The organism is Trueperella sp. LYQ143, assembly GCF_046599595.1.
GTDB lineage: Bacteria > Actinomycetota > Actinomycetes > Actinomycetales > Actinomycetaceae > Trueperella.
In genome coordinates this window covers 15,598-34,193 of record NZ_JBKIWR010000020.1, presented here as the reverse complement: position 1 = coordinate 34,193, position 18,596 = coordinate 15,598, and the positions used below count along the sequence as shown (strand labels likewise).

At 53.7% G+C, this 18,596-nt stretch carries 23 protein-coding genes; 16 read left to right on the top strand and 7 right to left on the bottom strand.

The features are described from left to right. The 7 genes from ACLHIL_RS08025 to ACLHIL_RS07995 all read right to left on the bottom strand — a co-directional run. On the bottom strand, window positions 1-607 hold a 607-nt coding region (locus ACLHIL_RS08025; protein ID WP_411297440.1), incomplete at its 3' end, for a hypothetical protein. 169 nt (window positions 608-776) lie between these two features. Beyond that, window positions 777-965, bottom strand: coding sequence for a hypothetical protein (locus ACLHIL_RS08020; protein WP_411297439.1), 189 nt, complete (start codon window positions 963-965; stop codon window positions 777-779). 224 nt (window positions 966-1,189) lie between these two features. Then, the gene (locus ACLHIL_RS08015; protein WP_411297438.1) at window positions 1,190-2,428 is read right to left on the bottom strand and encodes a hypothetical protein; all 1,239 of its coding nucleotides are present in this window, start codon (window positions 2,426-2,428) and stop codon (window positions 1,190-1,192) included. A 307-nt stretch (window positions 2,429-2,735) separates the two neighbouring features. Continuing rightward, window positions 2,736-3,842, bottom strand: coding sequence for a Gfo/Idh/MocA family protein (locus ACLHIL_RS08010; protein WP_411297437.1), 1,107 nt, complete (start codon window positions 3,840-3,842; stop codon window positions 2,736-2,738). Between the two features lie 46 nt (window positions 3,843-3,888). Beyond that, on the bottom strand, window positions 3,889-4,728 hold the full coding sequence (locus ACLHIL_RS08005; RefSeq protein ID WP_411297436.1) for a carbohydrate ABC transporter permease: 840 nt from the start codon (window positions 4,726-4,728) through the stop codon (window positions 3,889-3,891). Further along, window positions 4,725-5,672, bottom strand: a complete 948-nt coding sequence (locus ACLHIL_RS08000) for a carbohydrate ABC transporter permease (RefSeq protein WP_411297435.1) — start codon at window positions 5,670-5,672, stop codon at window positions 4,725-4,727. Before ACLHIL_RS08000 ends, ACLHIL_RS08005 begins: the two co-directional genes overlap by 4 nt. A gap of 5 nt (window positions 5,673-5,677) precedes the next feature. After that, complete coding sequence (locus tag ACLHIL_RS07995) at window positions 5,678-7,024, bottom strand: ABC transporter substrate-binding protein (RefSeq protein ID WP_411297434.1); 1,347 nt, start codon at window positions 7,022-7,024, stop codon at window positions 5,678-5,680. A 122-nt stretch (window positions 7,025-7,146) separates the two neighbouring features. On the opposite strand from ACLHIL_RS07995, the gene ACLHIL_RS07990 reads away from it, so the two are divergent. The 16 genes from ACLHIL_RS07990 to rpsQ all read left to right on the top strand — a co-directional run bounded on the left by ACLHIL_RS07990 (window position 7,147) and on the right by rpsQ (window position 18,508). Next, window positions 7,147-7,920: a FadR/GntR family transcriptional regulator gene (locus tag ACLHIL_RS07990; protein ID WP_411297433.1), complete on the top strand. Its 774-nt coding sequence runs from the start codon at window positions 7,147-7,149 to the stop codon at window positions 7,918-7,920. Between the two features lie 377 nt (window positions 7,921-8,297). Beyond that, window positions 8,298-8,672 (top strand): 30S ribosomal protein S12, encoded by a 375-nt coding sequence (gene rpsL, locus ACLHIL_RS07985; protein WP_411297432.1) that lies wholly within the window; start codon window positions 8,298-8,300, stop codon window positions 8,670-8,672. Then, window positions 8,672-9,142 (top strand): 30S ribosomal protein S7, encoded by a 471-nt coding sequence (gene rpsG / locus ACLHIL_RS07980; protein WP_411297431.1) that lies wholly within the window; start codon window positions 8,672-8,674, stop codon window positions 9,140-9,142. The genes rpsL and rpsG overlap by 1 nt, the downstream gene beginning before the upstream one ends. A 42-nt stretch (window positions 9,143-9,184) precedes the next feature. Continuing rightward, window positions 9,185-11,305 carry an elongation factor G gene (gene fusA, locus ACLHIL_RS07975; RefSeq protein ID WP_411297430.1) on the top strand — a complete coding sequence of 707 codons (2,121 nt, stop codon included), beginning with the start codon at window positions 9,185-9,187 and terminating at the stop codon, window positions 11,303-11,305. A gap of 140 nt (window positions 11,306-11,445) precedes the next feature. Further along, on the top strand, window positions 11,446-12,636 hold the full coding sequence (gene tuf, locus ACLHIL_RS07970) for an elongation factor Tu (protein ID WP_411297429.1): 1,191 nt from the start codon (window positions 11,446-11,448) through the stop codon (window positions 12,634-12,636). 600 nt (window positions 12,637-13,236) lie between these two features. Further along, the gene (rpsJ, locus tag ACLHIL_RS07965) at window positions 13,237-13,545 is read left to right on the top strand and encodes a 30S ribosomal protein S10 (protein WP_024963332.1); all 309 of its coding nucleotides are present in this window, start codon (window positions 13,237-13,239) and stop codon (window positions 13,543-13,545) included. Between the two features lie 11 nt (window positions 13,546-13,556). Continuing rightward, window positions 13,557-14,222, top strand: coding sequence for a 50S ribosomal protein L3 (gene rplC / locus ACLHIL_RS07960; RefSeq protein WP_411297428.1), 666 nt, complete (start codon window positions 13,557-13,559; stop codon window positions 14,220-14,222). 6 nt (window positions 14,223-14,228) lie between these two features. Next, window positions 14,229-14,879, top strand: coding sequence for a 50S ribosomal protein L4 (gene rplD / locus ACLHIL_RS07955; RefSeq protein WP_411297427.1), 651 nt, complete (start codon window positions 14,229-14,231; stop codon window positions 14,877-14,879). After that, a complete protein-coding gene (rplW, locus tag ACLHIL_RS07950; protein WP_411297426.1) occupies window positions 14,876-15,187 on the top strand; it encodes a 50S ribosomal protein L23 in 312 nt (103 codons plus the stop codon). Before rplD ends, rplW begins: the two co-directional genes overlap by 4 nt. Before the next feature lie 27 nt (window positions 15,188-15,214). Further along, a complete protein-coding gene (gene rplB, locus ACLHIL_RS07945; protein ID WP_411297425.1) occupies window positions 15,215-16,051 on the top strand; it encodes a 50S ribosomal protein L2 in 837 nt (278 codons plus the stop codon). Window positions 16,052-16,066: 15 nt separating this feature from the next. Then, complete coding sequence (gene rpsS / locus ACLHIL_RS07940) at window positions 16,067-16,348, top strand: 30S ribosomal protein S19 (RefSeq protein WP_411297424.1); 282 nt, start codon at window positions 16,067-16,069, stop codon at window positions 16,346-16,348. Window positions 16,349-16,366: 18 nt separating this feature from the next. Continuing rightward, window positions 16,367-16,717: a 50S ribosomal protein L22 gene (rplV, locus tag ACLHIL_RS07935; protein ID WP_411297423.1), complete on the top strand. Its 351-nt coding sequence runs from the start codon at window positions 16,367-16,369 to the stop codon at window positions 16,715-16,717. Between the two features lie 18 nt (window positions 16,718-16,735). Then, window positions 16,736-17,560 (top strand): 30S ribosomal protein S3, encoded by an 825-nt coding sequence (gene rpsC, locus ACLHIL_RS07930; RefSeq protein WP_411297422.1) that lies wholly within the window; start codon window positions 16,736-16,738, stop codon window positions 17,558-17,560. Window positions 17,561-17,565: 5 nt separating this feature from the next. After that, window positions 17,566-17,982 (top strand): 50S ribosomal protein L16, encoded by a 417-nt coding sequence (rplP, locus tag ACLHIL_RS07925; RefSeq protein ID WP_411297421.1) that lies wholly within the window; start codon window positions 17,566-17,568, stop codon window positions 17,980-17,982. Then, window positions 17,979-18,215, top strand: coding sequence for a 50S ribosomal protein L29 (gene rpmC / locus ACLHIL_RS07920; RefSeq protein WP_411297420.1), 237 nt, complete (start codon window positions 17,979-17,981; stop codon window positions 18,213-18,215). The genes rplP and rpmC overlap by 4 nt, the downstream gene beginning before the upstream one ends. Window positions 18,216-18,223: 8 nt before the next feature. Further along, window positions 18,224-18,508 carry a 30S ribosomal protein S17 gene (rpsQ, locus tag ACLHIL_RS07915; protein WP_411297419.1) on the top strand — a complete coding sequence of 95 codons (285 nt, stop codon included), beginning with the start codon at window positions 18,224-18,226 and terminating at the stop codon, window positions 18,506-18,508. Window positions 18,509-18,596: the final 88 nt, after the last annotated feature.

Here is an 18,596-nt window from a genome sequence, read left to right as displayed (position 1 = left end):
TGGAGACTGTGGCTTGTTCTGTTGTGATGGGGATGTCGGTTGTGGGTAGTGTTTTGCCGTTTAGTTGTGTGGTGTCGAGTCCGAGGATGAATGTGTCAGTCCAGGGGTCGAAGTTGAATCCTCCTGCGATGTGGTTTGTTTCGAGGAAGTTGCCGATAGCGTGGCGGGTTGTTTCGCGTTGTTCTTGGGTGTATTTCGAGATGATGAGTTCTCGATCGTTGTCGGTGAGGTTTTTTGTGGGGATGGTGTGTGCTAGTGAGGTGGGGTCTGTGGATCGTGATTCGGTCAGGAGGTATTCGATACGGGGATCGTCAGCGGGGAGGGCGAGTACGTTGCTGGATTTTTCGCCGTCGCTGTATTGGTAGAGGTAAAGATCTGTGAATTCTGGGTTGGTGGAGTGGAAGATTTCGTCGGATACTACGATGGTATATTCATCGTCATCTGGCAGACCTAAAACATCCGCAGTATGCCGACGAACCTCCTGAAAGCTATTGGAAAAATCATCACGACCAACATTGGGGGAAGGATCATTCATTAGAAAAGAACAGGATAATCCAACAGCCACGCACGCAATACCGCCAATAACTACGATAGTCGAAGCCTTCATTTTTCCTCCTGAATATCGATATATGGAGCACGTTTTGAAAACTAATGCATTAACTCGGTTAGACATCGTCATCTGGAGCAACTGTGTGGAACCATTTTCCTTGATTCCACACAGTTAGCACAGTGGTGATTGCTTATCGTTGGCGCGCCTTAAACGCATGTAGGATGGGTTAATTTCCCTCGGATACTCCGCCAAAGTATTGGTGGAGGACTTTCTGGTATTGTTTCCCGCCGCAGGTTGTGGGTGGGAGTTCTTTTGTCTCGCCGGATTCAAATGCGTTACCAGGGGAGATAGTGACGCCATCAACAGTGATGGATGATCCATCGTCGGCGACTGTGACCTTTGAGGAGAAGATCATTAGGGTGTCGGGTTTGACGATGGGGCAGGCTTCGCCTTCACCCAGATCTATCCGTTCTAACGTGTAGCGACGGGCTACAGCTGGGCCGGCATCACTTCCAGGCAGAGTTGGCGCTGTGTAAGTATCACTGCAACTTATTAATACAAAACAACACAATATGCCGACACTGCAAGCGCCTACTTGGCGAAGACGCGAAAATATGTGGCTAAACATATTGCTACCTCCTATTCGGTGATAATACGTGCGTTGTATCCAATAGCAATAGCCTCCCACGGAGTAACGTATGTTGTTGAGCGACCGATAAATGGATTTCGAAAACCGGAAATTATCCCGCTAACCTTCACCCGTTTACCGAATTTTCCATATACCGTTCCGCCAGAGTCGCCTTTTTGGCATGAGCGACCACCGAAAAGCTCGATGAGATTGTAGTAACATGTTCCATCGCAATATGAGCCTTTGTAAGATTGAACATAGTTATCGCATACGGCGCCGGAAGTGGAGCCAGTGAAGCAGATAAGATGCCCAGGACCTGTCTCTGAGCGATAAAGGCCTGCTACCGGCCAAGATGTTCCCGAATTATCCACAATAACTTGCCCTGCGTAAGATACTCCGCTAATGAATTGGGCATCAACTCGCGGGTAAGCAATGGTGCTAGTTACTTTTCCGGTGAAGTAGTTAGCTCCTGCTTGTGGGCGGGAATAAATTCGGGCACCGTTATCGAAGCAGTGACCAGCAGTGAAATATCCGCGAGTACTCCCCATGATTGCGGGGATACCCGAGGTACACCTTTGACCGCCATAGTTGTATATTGCTCCGCCTCCACGATAAGGAGCTTGCATACCATCGTTATAAGCGGACGTGGAGACTGTGGCTTGTTCTGTTGTGATGGGGATGTCGGTTGTGGGTAGTGTTTTGCCGTTTAGTTGTGTGGTGTCGAGTCCGAGGATGAATGTGTCAGTCCAGGGGTCGAAGTTGAATCCTCCTGCGATGTGGTTTGTTTCGAGGAAGTTGCCGATAGCGTGGCGGGTTGTTTCGCGTTGTTCTTGGGTGTATTTCGAGATGATGAGTTCTCGATCGTTGTCGGTGAGGTTTTTTGTGGGGATGGTGTGTGCTAGTGAGGTGGGGTCTGTGGATCGTGATTCGGTCAGGAGGTATTCGATACGGGGATCGTCAGCGGGGAGGGCGAGTACGTTGCTGGATTTTTCGCCGTCGCTGTATTGGTAGAGGTAAAGATCTGTGAATTCTGGGTTGGTGGAGTGGAAGATTTCGTCGGATACTACGATGGTATATTCATCGTCATCTGGCAGACCTAAAACATCCGCAGTATGCCGACGAACCTCGTTGAATTGTGTGAGTTGAGAAGGCGATGTGGATTCGGTATCGCTGGCAGATGCCACGCTATATGCCGCGCCAGACATCACTGCGGCAATACTTCCAATCGCGATAAGAGCTAAGGTTTTCATGGCACTCTTCCTTTGGTTTCCGGTGATTAAGCGAAATACGAAAAAAAGAGAACTCCGACGCCGCATAATGCGGATATACGTTCGCGTTCTATCGTGAGGGCGGTGTAGCGATAAGTCATCACTCTCGCGGTACGCGTAGCTGCAGTGCAAACCGAGCCTTATGCCGAACACAGACAAAGCGTGTGATCTATGTCTATTTCCACGGTATCGGTTTCGTTGAAAGAAAACAAGAGCAAAATATCGAGAAAATGGAGGGGCTGAGCTATACTTTCATGCTCAGCCCCTCCAGATTTACAGCGTATATGTGCTATTTCTGTGTAATCTCGCTGATGGCCACTTTGCGATCTTCCAGCTTCGATAAGGTGCAAGCGTCTGCCGTGGCGATTGCCTCCATAGCGGCCGTACCGTCAGACAGCTTGGCAAACTCTTCTTCAACTGGATTTCCTTGCATAAGACCGTGGAAATACGTCATTTCCTCCTCGATAATGCCCTCCAGCCACAGCGGCGGTCGCTTATCGGGGGTGCCGTACTGAACGGCCCCATCCGTCGCCGAATCAGCGTAGATGGCGGTGCGCTGATCGTCCTCCTCCTGGCAACGATGTAAGAGGAAATGCTCCTCGGTATCGCCAATCCGGACGGTCACGCCAGTATCTTGCAAATCAATCTTAATAGCGCCCTTTTCGCCCTGGATCAGCACATTGTGCTCTGGCCAGCGGAAAGCTGAACCATATTCAATAGCAGCGAATGCTCCATTATCAAATTCCAAGGTGATGAGCATGAGATCATCTTCGTCCCCATATCCCTCGCCGCAATGGGCCACGTTACCGCCTGCCATCGTGGCTTTCGCTGCCGGGCCAAGGATTGACTGAACGAAATCAAGCTCATGGATGTGATGGTACAAATGCCCACCAGAAAGTTCACGCACTTTCTTCCATGACACAGACGGCTGCTTATCTTCCCACCCGTTGCGCAAGGTCCGAATGAAAAGCACCTTACCGATCTTATCCTCAGCAATAATTCGCTTGGCTAAGCGCACACCATTCATGAAATTCATGACGTGACCGGCCATAAAGAACACATTGTTCTCTTTTGCGGTGTCAACCATCAGTTTGCAATCGGCATAGGACAGCGCGATCGGCTTTTCACAAAATACAGCCTTGCCATTGCGAGCAGCAGCTAATACGCCATCAATATGCCGCCCATTCGGAGAAGCGACGATAACCGCATCGATACGAGGATCGCAGGCGAGCGCATCGAGAGTTGGAAAAACCTCAGCACCAAGTTCTGCGGCAGGCTTTTCGGCATTATCTGGGTCATATATGCCGACGACGCGGGCTCCATCGAGACGGTGCAATGAACGGGCGAGAGCTGCACCAAAGTATCCGGAACCAACGATTCCGTAGTGGATGGTCATGATAGAGAAATCCTTTCAGATAAAGTCAGAGGGGAGAAATATAGGATTATTTGACGGAGCCTTCAGTCAAACCAGCGGCGATATAGCGTTGGATGAACATAAAGACGATGACGGATGGGACGGCCACGCATACGGAGGCGGCCATCAAGGCACCCCAATCGAGAACCTCGGTGCCGGTAAGTGAATACAGCCCGACGGCAACCGGCATTTTGCTAGAGGAGGTCATAAACAGCAAAGCGTAGAGGAACTCGTTGAAGGCATTGATGAACGTGTAGATTGCGGTGGCAACAATGCCGGGCAAGACGATTGGCGTTGCGATCCGAGCAAAAACTTGGAATTTGCCAGCACCATCGACTTGAGCGGCTTCCTCAATTTCGAGGGGAACCGTCTGGTAGAAACCGACCAGCATCCATAATGCGTAGGGGATAGAGAACGATAGGTAAACCAGAATCAACCCGAAATAGTTGTTGACTAAACCGAGCTTGGCCAACACCATCGAATACGGCACGGCAAGCAAAATAGGTGGGAACATGTAGGTTGTTACCAGCAGTTTTGTGATCTTACGACCGACTCGTGGGAAGAACCGAACGATTCCGTATGCCCCCATACATGTAATGACGATAGTGATAGCAGTCGTCACAACTGAGACGATCAGAGAATTCTTCAAATTCGTTAAGAATCCCAAATCGAACAGCACCCGTCGGTAATTATCGAAAGTGAATACTTCTGGCAGGATACGGGTAGGGCTAGAGGACAGATCAACGCCAGATTTTAGGCTCGAAATAATGATCCACAGCAGTGGGAATACGAAGATGATACTGACGAGAATCAGGAAAGCATAGATAATGACGCTGGAGAGGCGTCGCGTTGTCCGGCGGCTTCTCATCGATCCTCACGCTCCCAACGGCTGATAAATCGGAATAATACGAGGGCAATGAGGGAGAGGAACACTAAGAGCAAGATAGTGACCGCAGAGGCCATTCCGAGTTGCTTGAGTCCCCATCCCGTGCGATAGGCAAAGATCGGCAGAGTTGTCGTCATATCTCCAGGACCTCCACCGGTAATGAGGAACAACAAATCGAAATTGTTGAATACCCAGATGGTGCGCAAAATGACGAGCAACCCAATGACCGAGCGAATGTGGTGAAGAGTGACGTGACGGAATCGCTGTAGCGCATTTGCCCCATCAACGTGTGCGGCTTCGAGCTGGTCGGCAGGCACGGTCTTTAAGGCGGAGAGGATATTGACCATAAAGAGCGGAGTGCCGAACCAGATGTTAATTCCGAGTACCACCCACAAGACGGTGCCAGGATCGGCTAATAGTGCCACCACCTGATCGGTGATCGACATATCTTGCAAGAGGTTAGGAACGAAGCCGTACACGTCGTTGAGGAGCCATTTCCACGTAAATGCGATAATGACTGCCGGAAAAGCCCAAGGAATAATGAGCAGAGTGCGGAATAGTGCCGATCCGCGACGGACCTTGTTTAACGCCATCGCTAAGGCAAATCCCAATCCGAGTTGTCCGAGCACAGAGGCGAGCGTCCATTTAATGGAATTAAAAAATGCGTGCCAATATGCCGGATCCTTTATTAGCTTGGCAAAATTGTCGAAGCCAACAAAATCGTAGGACGGCTTAATGAGGTGTTTGGTGGTCATCGAGTAGAAAGCTGAGGAAACCAGCGGATAGAACAGGAGCGCGACGACGATAATCACGGATGGAGCGACGAATGCGACTCCCACCCAGTTGATTTGCCGTATCCGGCCTCCGGTTTTTCTGCGCTTGGCTGCCACGCCACTACTCGTGCGTTGCGAATCGGCGCGAGTCATAATACTTACTCCGTTGCTCCAGCAGCTTCAAAGAGCTGGTTGAGTTTATCCTCAGCAGTCTTTGCGGCTGTTTCTATGGGGGTACCGTGCAGGACGATATCTTGGAACATGCTTTCGATAACGCCTTGGTTTGCCAAGATTCCAGCTTGGACTCGGGGGCCGTTTTCTAGGCCGATTGCGGTCGATAGTGGAATCGTTTGGTTAATCAGATCGAATTCTTTGCGGAACTTTTGGATCTGTGGATCGTTCAGGAAGGCTTCGTTATCTGCAATATCCTTCAGGGCGGGCATCATGCCAACCGGCACGGAGTGCAGGAAGCGGATGTAATCGTCCGTCTGGTACAAGGTCTTAAGGAAAGCCTTAGCGATCTCGGGGTGCTTGGAGTTTGCCCAGATAACCATTGGTTGGTTGGAGGTTTCTGCCCCGTACATCGGATCAGAAGCTTTCATCTTCGGTAGCGGAGCTGCGTGGACTCCATCGAGAAGTTGCGGGCTGGTGGAAGCAACGCCGGAGATCTGGAATCCAGAGTTGAAATCGAAGGCAGTCTTGCCCTGGTAGTACAGCGTGGCTTGATCGAGCACAGCAAAGTTGACAGATCCCTCGGGGGAGGCGTTCTTGTACATGTCAACCCAATACTTAATGCCGTCAAGCACGATGGGGTCGGTCAGCTTGGCGTGTCCCTTATCGTCGAAGAATGTGCCGCCGTTTGATTTCACGTAGTAGTTCAGGAAGCGGGTGGCCATCATGTCGTTCGTGCCCATGGGAACAGATAGACCATACTGACCGTTACCTGTGAGCTTCTTTGCCGCAACGGCGAGTTCATCCCAGGTTTGAGGAACTTCAACGCCAGCAGCTTTCAGCATTTCGTCGTGATACCACATGACTTGGGCGTGGGAATACAGTGGAATGGAGTAGTTCTGACCGTCCTTTTCACCTTCTTTGAGGGCGGCTTCGTAGAAGCGATCCCGACCAATCTCATCAATCACGTCGTTGAGTGGTACGAGGGCTTCGGCGTCAATCATTTCGGTGACGTGGTAGGGCAGTGCGCTGGAAATATCGGGCACATTGCCGGTTGCTAAACCTGTCGTCCACTTGGTGTAGAACTCACCCCAGGAGAAGAGCTCAATATCAATATGGACCTTGGGGTGTTCTTTCATGAATCGGTCAGCCATTTCCTGCATGTATTGTGCCCGCGGGCCTTGGGTATAGCTTGACCAGAAAACGATGTTGCCTTCCAGCTCTCCGTCAGGTGCGCTGTTCGGCTCGGGGGAATCAGATCCGCCACATGCGCTGAGGGACGCGATGGCAGCAGCAATCGTGGCTAGTGATGCAAATAAGCGTTTCCGGCGCATCTCTTAACTCCTTTGTTACGTCAATGCGAAAAACGTATGACGTCAGACGTCAGACGTCATGTGAGTATCGTAACTATGCGCTAGAATCCTGTCAATAGGTTTTAATAAGGAGAGCTGGCCTCATGGCATACGGTGACGGACCACAGCAAAAAGCAGCAAAATTGCGCAAGCACCCCGTTGTTGATGCTATTAAGAATCTTATTTTGGAGCGTGGGCTACAATCGGGTGAGCTGTTACCTTCCGAAAGTGACCTCGTCGAGTTACTCGGGGTTTCGCGCGCTTCCATTCGCGAGGCGATCAAGGTGCTGGCCACCTTAGATATTGTGGAAGTCCGTCGTGGAACGGGAACGTATGTCGGGAATATGTCCTTACAGCCTATGGTGGAGTCGCTAACCTTCCGCTCTGCACAGACCCCACTCGGCGGGCTCGTGGCGCTCCGCGACGTGTTAATGACCCGTTGGAAGCTCGATGAAGCATACGCGCCAATGGTTGTCGCAAAGCTAGAACATCGCACAAATGACGATATCCGCCAAACGATTGCGGATATGGAAGAGAGTTTTGCGCGGCAAGAACCTATTTTTGCAGCAGATCGCGCCTTCCACCTCATCTTGGCAAAGCTGACGAATTCACTGCTATTTGTGCAGCTATTGGAGGCTTTTTGGGATGTCGAAAAGGTGGTTATGAATAAACTTCGTAAACCGACGCAAGACGAAATCCGCTACGACATCACACTCCATCACCAGCTCTTGGAATGTGGTGAACGTGGAGATGTTTCCGGATACCTTAGGGCGCTGGCAGAACATTACTCGCGTATGGTCAACGAACTGCCGATAGATAATTATTTCCCGGAAGTTAATGAGGGCCATGAGCGTAGCACTGACGAGAGTAAGGCCTAGTGCGCTCATCGTGCCAGTGCAGGGGCTGTTACTAGAGCATGCCTCTTATTGCAATGCCATCCGGATAGCGAAGTTGTAGACGCTGAGCTGATTCTCACGTAGTAGGGGAGCAGTGCCGCCGCGGACTGTGGGTATTTCCACTGTGGAATTGCCCTACATTCTTTGCTCCGACGGTGAAAAGTCGTTAACCTAGTCGTTGGCGCCCGTTCCGCAACTTGAACGTTGCTGCGTTGGTCTGGCGAAATGTTGCTGTTTAAGCCGCCATCGCATAATCAAGCTGCGGCGCTGGGAAAGGTGCGGTGTCCTTCCCCTAAGGACGTTCGGGACGAACAGACGGGCAGTTCGACGATCTGAACAAAATATACACAGGAGAAATAGTGCCTACTATTCAGCAGCTGGTCCGTAAGGGCCGCTCTCGTAAGACGAGCACCTCCTCGACTCCGGGCTTGAAGCGTAGCCCGCAGCGTCGTGGCGTGTGTACTCGTGTTTATACCACGACACCGAAGAAGCCGAACTCTGCTCTGCGTAAGGTCGCCCGTGTGCGTCTATCGTCAGGCATTGAAGTGACGGCTTATATCCCCGGTGAAGGTCACAACCTCCAAGAGCACTCAATCGTGCTCGTTCGAGGTGGTCGTGTGAAGGATCTTCCCGGTGTGCGTTACCACATCGTCCGTGGTGCTCTTGACACCCAGGGTGTGAAGAACCGCAACCAGGGTCGTTCGAAGTACGGAGCGAAGAAGGAGAAGAAGTAATGCCTCGTAAGGGTCCTATTCGCAAGCGTCCACTCGTTAACGATCCGGTCCATAACTCTCCAGTGGTCACCCAGCTAATCAACCGCGTCCTGCGTGATGGCAAGAAGTCCACAGCAGAACGTATTGTCTACGGTGCCCTTGCTGGTGTTGAAGAAAAGACGGGTCAGGAGCCGCTGTCAGTACTCAAGCGCGCTCTGGATAACATCCGTCCCCAGCTTGAAGTTCGCTCCCGTCGCGTGGGTGGTTCAACCTACCAAGTTCCGACGGAAGTCAAGCCAAACCGTGCAAACGCCCTCGCTATCCGCTGGCTCGTAGATTACTCCCGTGATCGTCGCGAGAACACGATGCTTGAGCGCTTGCAGAATGAAATCATGGATGCCTCCAACGGTCTCGGTGCCGCTGTGAAGCGTCGTGAAGACGTTCATCGTATGGCTGAGGCCAACCGTGCCTTTGCCCACTACCGCTGGTAAAACTCGCTGGTAGGCCGTACGGCCTGGATAAGGAACACAATAGTGGCACTTGAAGTGCAGAAGGATCTGAACAAGGTCCGCAACATTGGAATTATGGCGCACATCGACGCCGGCAAGACGACCGCTACGGAACGTATCTTGCTCTACACCGGCATTAACTACAAGCTCGGTGAGACCCACGATGGCGCCTCGACCACTGACTGGATGGAACAGGAAAAGGCACGTGGTATTACCATTACCTCCGCTGCTGTGACCTGTTTCTGGAATAACAATCAAATCAACATCATTGACACCCCCGGCCACGTGGACTTCACGGTTGAGGTTGAGCGCTCTTTGCGCGTTCTCGACGGTGCTGTTGCCGTGTTCGACGGTAAAGAAGGTGTTGAGCCTCAGTCTGAAACCGTGTGGCGTCAGGCAGATAAGTACAACGTTCCGCGTGTGTGCTTCATCAACAAGATGGATAAGATGGGCGCGGATTTCGATCGCTCCGTCCAGACCATTCGTGACCGTTTGAAGGCCACTCCGTTGGTGATGAACTATCCGATCGGTGCTGAGGCTGATTTCAGCGGTGTTATCGACTTGCTGAAGATGAAAGCCATCCGCTTCCCCGTCAAGGATGATAAAGGTCAAGAGACTTTCGGAAACCTTGTGGTAGAAGAGGAAATTCCTGCAGATCTGTTGGATCGTGCAGAAGAACTGCGGGCAGAGCTCGTTGAAACAGTTGCAGAAAACGATGAGACCCTGCTTGAGAAGTACCTCGGTGGCGAAGAAATCAGCATTGACGAACTGAAAGCCGTGATCCGTAAGATGACGGTTGCTGGTGAGATCTTCCCAGTGTTCGCTGGTTCGGCGTACAAGAACATTGGCGTGCAGCCAATGCTGGATGCTGTCGTTGATTACTTGCCGTCCCCGCTGGATATGGAATTCGTCGAGGGCCATGATCCGAAGGATGAAGAGACGATCATCAAGCGTAAGCCATCGAAGGATGAGCCGTTTGCAGCCTTGGCATTCAAGATTGCAACTCACCCATTCTTTGGTCGTTTGACGTACATCCGCGTGTACTCCGGTCACATTTCGGCTGGCGATCAGGTCATGAATGCCTCGAAGAGCAAGCGTGAGCGTATTTCTAAGATCTTCCAGATGCACTCCAACAAGGAGAATCCGGTTGATGAGGCAACCGCAGGTAACATTTACGCCGTCGTGGGTCTGAAGGACACCACAACGGGTGATTCCCTGTGCGCGCAAGACGCCCCGATCCTGCTTGAATCAATGACCTTCCCGGATCCGGTTATCCACGTCGCCATTGAGCCGAAGTCAAAGGTGGATCAGGAGAAACTCGGAACGGCTATTCAGAAGCTAGCAGAAGAAGATCCGACCTTCACCGTGCGTTTGGATGATGAATCTGGCCAGACGGTTATCGGCGGTATGGGTGAGCTCCACCTTGACATTCTGGTTGACCGCATGAAGAAGGAATTCAAGGTTGACGCGAATGTTGGTGCTCCGATGGTTGCTTACCGCGAGACGATTCGTGGCAAGGCACAGTCGGTTGAGTATACCCACAAGAAGCAAACTGGTGGTTCGGGTCAGTTCGCAAAGGTTATTGTCACTTTCGAACCTCTCGAGGAGAACGAAGAGGGCAAGACCTACGAGTTCGTTGACGTGGTCACTGGTGGTCGCGTTCCGCGTGAATACATCCCGTCGGTGGATCAGGGTATTCAGGCGGCCATGGAAAATGGCGTGCTTGCCGGTTATCCGATGGTCAACGTGAAAGCTACCTTGGAAGATGGCGCCTACCATGACGTCGATTCCTCGGAAATGGCATTCAAGATTGCTGGTCAGATGGTGTTCCGCGAGGGTGCCAAGCGAGCCAAGCCGGTTATCTTGGAGCCGGTAATGGACGTCGAAGTGCGTACGCCGGAAGAGTACATGGGCGACGTGATCGGCGATCTGAACTCTCGTCGTGGTCAGATTTCCTCAATGGAAGATGCCACTGGCGTTAAGATCGTGCGCGCTCTGGTGCCGCTGTCGGAGATGTTTGGATACGTCGGTGATCTGCGTTCTAAGACGCAGGGCCGTGCGGTCTACACCATGCAGATGGCAAAGTACCAAGAGGTGCCCAAGAACGTGTCGGATGAGATTATCCAGAAGGCACACGGCGAATAATCCGAGTGTCCGGTGTGATAATTCCGGCGTGAATTTACAAGCAACGACAATAAACAGTAAGATTTCTTTGGCGATGTACACGGGAGCGTGTCATCCTCTAAGCTGAAGAGACTCAGAAAACTAGTCCCAGGAGGGCGCAAGTGGCAAAGGCCAAGTACGATAAGTCCAAGCCGCACATGAACGTCGGCACGATCGGTCACGTCGATCACGGTAAGACGACGACGACGGCTGCTATTACCAAGGTGCTATCAGAGAAGTACCCGGATCTGAACGAGTCCACCCCGTTCGATGAGATTGACAAGGCTCCCGAAGAGCGTCAGCGTGGTATTACGATTAACGTTGCCCACGTTGAGTACCAGACCGAGAAGCGTCACTACGCTCACGTTGACGCACCGGGTCACGCCGATTACATCAAGAACATGATTACCGGCGCTGCTCAGATGGATGGCGCAATCCTCGTGGTTGCTGCTACCGATGGTCCGATGGCTCAGACCCGTGAGCACGTGCTGCTCGCTCGCCAAGTTGGCGTGCCGCACATCATCGTTGCACTGAACAAGTGCGACATGGTTGATGACGCCGAGCTCATTGAGCTCGTCGAAATGGAAGTTCGCGATCTGCTGAGCTCCCAGGATTACGACGGCGACGACGCTCCGGTCGTCCAGATCTCCTCGCTGAAGGCTCTGGAAGGCGATGAGAAGTGGGTCAAGTCCATCGAAGAGCTCATGGAAGCCGTGGATACCTACTTCCCGGATCCGGTTCGCGATCTTGAGAAGCCGTTCCTCATGCCGATCGAAGACGTCTTCACCATTACCGGCCGCGGCACCGTTGTGACCGGTCGTGTTGAGCGTGGTCAGCTGAACCTGAACGAGGAAGTTGAAATCCTCGGTATCCGCGCTCCGCAGAAGACGACCGTCACCGGCATCGAGATGTTCCACAAGCAGATGGATCACGCCGACGCAGGCGAGAACTGTGGTCTGCTTCTGCGCGGTATCCGTCGCGAAGATGTGGAGCGTGGTCAGGTTGTTGCCAAGCCGGGCACGATCACCCCGCACACCCAGTTCGAAGCTCAGGTTTACGTTCTGACGAAGGACGAAGGTGGTCGCCACAACCCGTTCTTCTCGAACTACCGCCCGCAGTTCTACTTCCGTACCACGGATGTTACCGGCGTTATCACGCTGCCTGAAGGCACCGAGATGGTTATGCCCGGTGACAACACCGAGATGACGGTCGAGCTCATCCAGCCGATCGCTATGGAAGAAGGCCTCGGCTTCGCTATCCGCGAGGGTGGCCACACGGTTGGCTCTGGTCGAGTCACCAAGATCATCAAGTAATTAATGATCTAATATCATAAGACTTTGGTGCCCCGCTGATTTCAGCGGGGCACCAAGTGCATCTGACAGTATTCACAAAGTATGTACATAGTTAACGCTGCTTAGGCGTGTAACTTACCGGTCTCCGATCTAAAAGATAGGAGACCGTTGTTTGCGCAGGCCTTCCTCCGTAATCGCTAGCTCACTACAGAATGTGTGTATAAAGCACGAGTGAGCAGATTTTATGAGTGTGTTCTGCAGGGAATACTTTTAGTTAAAGAAGCAGAAACATGTGGTGTTTCGCTTCACAGCCAATCTGCCTAGAGGAACTGGCTCTACGCTGGTAAAGTAGTCACTCGGGTCAGTTTGAAACTGACGCTGTTATTAGTGTGATTAGCCACCTCGGCAGCGCAGAATTTGCCGATGAAACACTGGATTTGTCATACTGGACAGGTTGCTCGGAGGGATCTGAGCGGAAAAGAACTTGGCTGGGGAGCAAAAGCCCCCAGTACATAAGGGGTTCACAACAATCGCATAGGGCTTCGTAGTTTACTCTCGCGAGTGCGACACGCCCGAGTGCGGGGGCTGTGAACGCCGAGGTAGAGAGAGGGAGACGACGCCATGGCGGGACAAAAAATCCGCATCCGTCTGAAGTCATATGACCACGAGGTCATCGACAACGCAGCGAAAAAGCTCGTCGACGAAGTTACCCGTACCGGAGCGTCGGTTGTGGGGCCGGTGCCGCTGCCTACTAAGCGCAGTGTTTTCACCGTTATTCGCTCGCCCCATAAGTACAAGGACAGCCGCGAACAGTTTGAAATGCGCACGCACAAGCGGCTGATTGACATTGTCGATCCGACTCTGAAGACAATTGACACTCTGCGTCGCCTGGATCTTCCGGCGGATGTCAGCGTCGAGATCAAGCTCTGAGGTAACGCATCATGACGAAGAATACCCAAACCGCCGCTGCGCCTGTTAAGGCGCTGCTTGGCGTGAAATTAGGAATGACCCAGGTGTGGGACGAAAATGCTCAGCTCGTTCCAGTCACCGTTGTCAAAGTCGGCAAGAACGTCGTTACTCAGATTCGTACCATGGAAAAGGACGGCTACTGCGCTATCCAGATCGCATCGGGCGAACTGAAGAACAAGAACGTTACCAAGCCGCTAGCTGGCCACTTTGAGAAGGCCGGTGTTAGCCCGCGTCGCTTTGTTGCGGAAGTTCGCACCAGCGATGCTGAAGAATATGCACTTGGACAAGAACTCGGTGTAGATACCTTCGAAGCAGGCCAGACGATTGACGTCGTTGGCAAGTCGAAGGGTAAGGGTTTTGCTGGCACGATGAAGCGTCATGGCTTCGCTGGTGTGTCGGCCTCCCACGGTTCGCACCGTAACCACCGCAAGCCCGGTTCTATTGGCGCTTCGGCAACTCCTGCCCGCGTTTTCCGTGGCACGCGCATGGCTGGTCGCATGGGTAACGCCCGTGTGACCGTGCAGAATCTGACCATTCACGCAGTGGACACCGAGAACGAGCTTCTCCTTGTCTCCGGCGCAATCCCCGGTTCCAAGGGTGGCGCTGTAGTGATCCGTACTGCCGCGAAGGGAGCCTGATCGTAAATGGCAGACCTCAAGGTTGACGTTATTGACTACACCGGCAAGAAGTCCGGTAGTGTCACTCTCGACGCCGATTTGTTCGGCCTCGAAGCGAATGTTCCGCTGTTGCACCAGGTTGTGACGGCCCAGCTTGCCGCTCGCCGTGCTGGCACGCACAAGGCAAAGACCCGTGGTGAAGTCAGCGGTGGCGGCGTGAAGCCGTGGCGTCAGAAGGGCACAGGCCGTGCTCGCCAGGGTTCTATCCGCGCTCCGCACTGGACGGGTGGCGGCATTGCTCATGGTCCGGTGCCGCGTGATTATTCTCAGCGCACCCCCAAGAAGATGATTGCTGCTGCACTGCGTCAGGCGTTGTCAGATCGTGCTCGTCACGGTCGCCTTCACGTGGTATCCAGCTTCCTCGATGGTCAGACCCCATCGACAAAGACCGCATTGAAGCTGCTGCTTGATCTTACCGATGGTCGCCGCAAAGCGCTCGTCGTTGTTGATCGTTCCGATGAGATGACCGTGCTTTCACTGCGCAATGCTCAGGAAGCTCACCTCATTTACTTCGATCAGCTCAATGCCTACGACGTTCTCGTCGCTGATGACGTCGTCTTCACCGAAGCCGCCTACCAGGGCTGGATCGGTGCTAATGCCAAGGAGGAGACGAAGTGACCGAAGCAGCGTTCCATAACAAAGATCCGCGTGACATCATCCTCGAGCCGATCGCCTCGGAAAAGGCAGCCCGTCTAGAGGACGAAGGCAAGTACACGTTCCTCGTGCACCCTTCAGCAAACAAGACGGAAATCAAGATCGCGATTGAAAAGATTTTCAACGTCAAGGTCGAGTCCGTGAACACGCAGAATCGCCAGGGCAAGACGCGCCGTACTCGTGACGGCATTGGCCGCCGCAAGAGCACGAAGCGCGCAATTGTCACCCTGCGCGAAGGCACAATCGACATCTACGGCGATATCGTCGGCTAGACCGACGGGAAGTATTGAGGAAAACTCATGGGAATTCGCAAGTACAAGCCGACGACTCCAGGTCGTCGCGGTTCGAGCGTAGCCGACTTCGTCGAGATCACCCGATCTACGCCGGAGAAGTCGCTGCTGCGCCCGTTGACCAAGACAGGTGGCCGCAATAACCTCGGCCGTATCACCACCCGTCACAAGGGCGGTGGCCACAAGCGCCAGTATCGCGTTATTGATTTCCGCCGCCACGATAAGGACGGTATCCCAGCACGCGTTGCTCATATTGAGTATGACCCGAACCGCACTGCTCGTATCGCGCTACTGCACTATGCAGACGGCGAAAAGCGCTACATTCTGGCACCGGAAAAGGTCGTTCAGGGCACGATGATCGAAGCTGGTCCGACAGCCGATATCAAACCAGGTAACAATTTGCCGCTGCGCAATATCCCGGTTGGTACCGTGGTCCACGCCGTTGAGCTTCGACCCGGTGGTGGGGCAAAGATTGCCCGTTCCGCTGGTGCGTCGGTGCAGCTCGTTGCTCGGGAAGGCAAGCTCGCACAATTGCGTATGCCGTCCGGAGAAATCCGTAACGTTGACGCACGTTGCCGCGCCACTATCGGCGAGGTAGGCAACGCTGAACAGTCCAACATCAATTGGGGCAAGGCAGGCCGCATGCGCTGGAAGGGTGTACGCCCGACGGTCCGCGGTGTTGTCATGAATCCGTTCGACCACCCACACGGTGGTGGCGAGGGCCGGACGTCCGGTGGACGTCACCCTGTCTCCCCGTGGGGAAAGAAGGAAGGACGCACCCGCCATCCGAACAAGCCCAGCGACAAGCTCATCGTGCGCCGTCGCAAGACTGGCAAGAAGCACTGATAGGAGAGGTCAGCTATGCCGCGTAGTTTGAAGAAAGGTCCTTTCGTTGACGAGCACCTTCAGAAGAAGGTCGATGAGCAGAACGACAAGGGCATCAACAACGTCATCAAGACCTGGTCGCGCCGGTCGATTATCACGCCGGACTTCCTGGGTCACACATTCGCAGTCCACGACGGTCGCAAGCATGTGCCGGTGTTCGTCACCGAGTCCATGGTCGGCCACAAGCTCGGCGAATTCGCTCCGACTCGTACCTTCAAGGGGCATGAGAAGGACGATCGCAAGGGCCGTCGCCGGTAAGGCAGGAGAGGCAGGATTATGGAAGCCAAGGCACAGGCGCGTTACATTCGCGTCACGCCCCAGAAAGCACGCCGCGTGATTAACGAGATCCGTGGCATGCGTGCAACCGAAGCCGTGGACGTATTGGAATTTGCGCCGCAGGCTGTTGCTCGCGACATCCGTAAAGTGTTGTTGTCGGCGATTGCCAATGCGCGCTACGAGACTGAGCGTGCTGGTGAAAAGTTCGCAGAGGAAACCCTCAAGATCGTGGAGACCTACGTTGATGAAGGTCCAACGATGAAGCGCATTCGTCCCCGAGCACAGGGGCGCGCAAACCGGATCCTCAAGCGTTCGTGCCACATCACCGTTATCGTCGGTGACGAGAAGTAGTAGAGAGGGGAGCCAGAAATGGGACAGAAAGTTAACCCGATCGGTTTCCGTCTTGGAATTACAACCGATCACCGATCCAAGTGGTTCACAGATTCGAACAAGCCGGGTCAGACCTACGCCGATTACATCGGTGAGGACATCAAGATCCGTAAGTTCCTTGAGCGTAATCTCGAACGCGCTGGTATTTCGCACGTGCATATTGAGCGTCGCAATGAACGCGTATTCGTCGATATCTACACTGCTCGTCCGGGCATCGTTATCGGACGCCGCGGTGTTGAAGCTGATCGCCTTCGCGAAGATCTCGAGAAGCTGACGAAGAAAGAGATCATGCTCAATGTCCACGAGGTGAAGAACCCAGAAGCGAACGCACAGCTCGTTGCCCAGGGAATTGCCGAGCAGCTTGCCTCCCGTGTGTCCTTCCGCCGCGCAATGCGTAAGGGCATTCAGTCCGCGCAGCGTTCCGGTGCTAAGGGCATTCGTGTGCAGTGCTCTGGTCGTCTCGGTGGCGCAGAAATGTCGCGTTCCGAGTTCTACAGTGAAGGGCGCGTGCCGTTGCACACCCTTCGCGCAAATATCGACTACGGCTTCTATGAGGCTCGTACTACCTTCGGCCGTATCGGTGTGAAGGTATGGATCTACCGTGGCGATATTACGGACGCCGAGTACTTCCGTTCTTTGACGGAAGCTCCGCGTGGCCGTGGCGGTCGCGGTGAGCGTCGTCGCGGTGGCCGTGGTGGCGAACGTCGTGGTCGTAACACCAATGCTGAGGCTCAGCCACAGGCTGAGAAGGCTGCTGCTCCGGTTGCGGAGCAGGCGCCCACTACCCAAGAAACGGAGGCCTGAGTTTCATGCTCATTCCCCGCCGAACCAAGCATCGCAAGCAGCACCGTCCGACCCGTTCGGGCATGTCCAAGGGCGGTAACACCCTGGCTTTCGGTGAGTACGGTATCCAGGCTCTTGAGCCGGCCTACGTGACCAACCGCCAGATCGAGGCAGCCCGTATTGCCATGACCCGTCACGTCAAGCGTGGTGGCAAGGTGTGGATCAATGTATTCCCGGATCGCCCGCTGACGAAGAAGCCCGCTGAAACCCGTATGGGTTCCGGTAAGGGATCGGTCGAATGGTGGGTTGCCAATGTTAAGCCAGGTCGTGTGCTCTTTGAGCTTGCTGGTGTTGACGAGCAGCTCGCACGAGGCGCACTATCTCGTGCTCAGCACAAGCTCCCGATGAAGACCCGTTTTATTTCCCGTGAGGATGGTGAATGATGGCTAAGGGCATTAGTACGAACGAGCTGGATAAGCTCACGGACGCCGAACTCGCCGAACGCCTGAAGGAATCGAAGGAAGAGCTGTTCAACCTCCGGTTCTCTGCTGTGACCCATCGTCTGGAAGACTCCGGTCGTCTTAAGGAAGTGCGTCACAATATCGCACGTATTTACACGATTGCCCGCGAGCGTGAGCTCGGTATCCGCACCGCCCCGACGGCGAAGAAGAAGTGAGGTCGTTAATGAGCGAGCAGGAAAAGACTGTCGAGCCGACGCAGCGCGCACATCGTAAGGTGCGGACGGGTTACGTCGTCAGTGACAAGATGGACAAAACCGTTGTCGTCTTGGTTGAGGATCGCCGGAAGCACTCGCTATACGGTAAGGTTATGACTCGGTCCAAGCGTATTAAGGCGCACGACGAAACCAACGAAGTTCGCGAAGGCGATCTCGTCCGTATCATGGAAACCCGCCCGTTGTCCGCGACCAAGCATTTCCGCGTGGTCGAGGTCATCGAAAAGGCTAAGTAGTGCGTGGAGCCGTGGTCATTCGACCACGGCTACCACGATGTCAACCCATCCGTTCGGCAAGGCTCACTCGGTGAGAACCAGCACGACG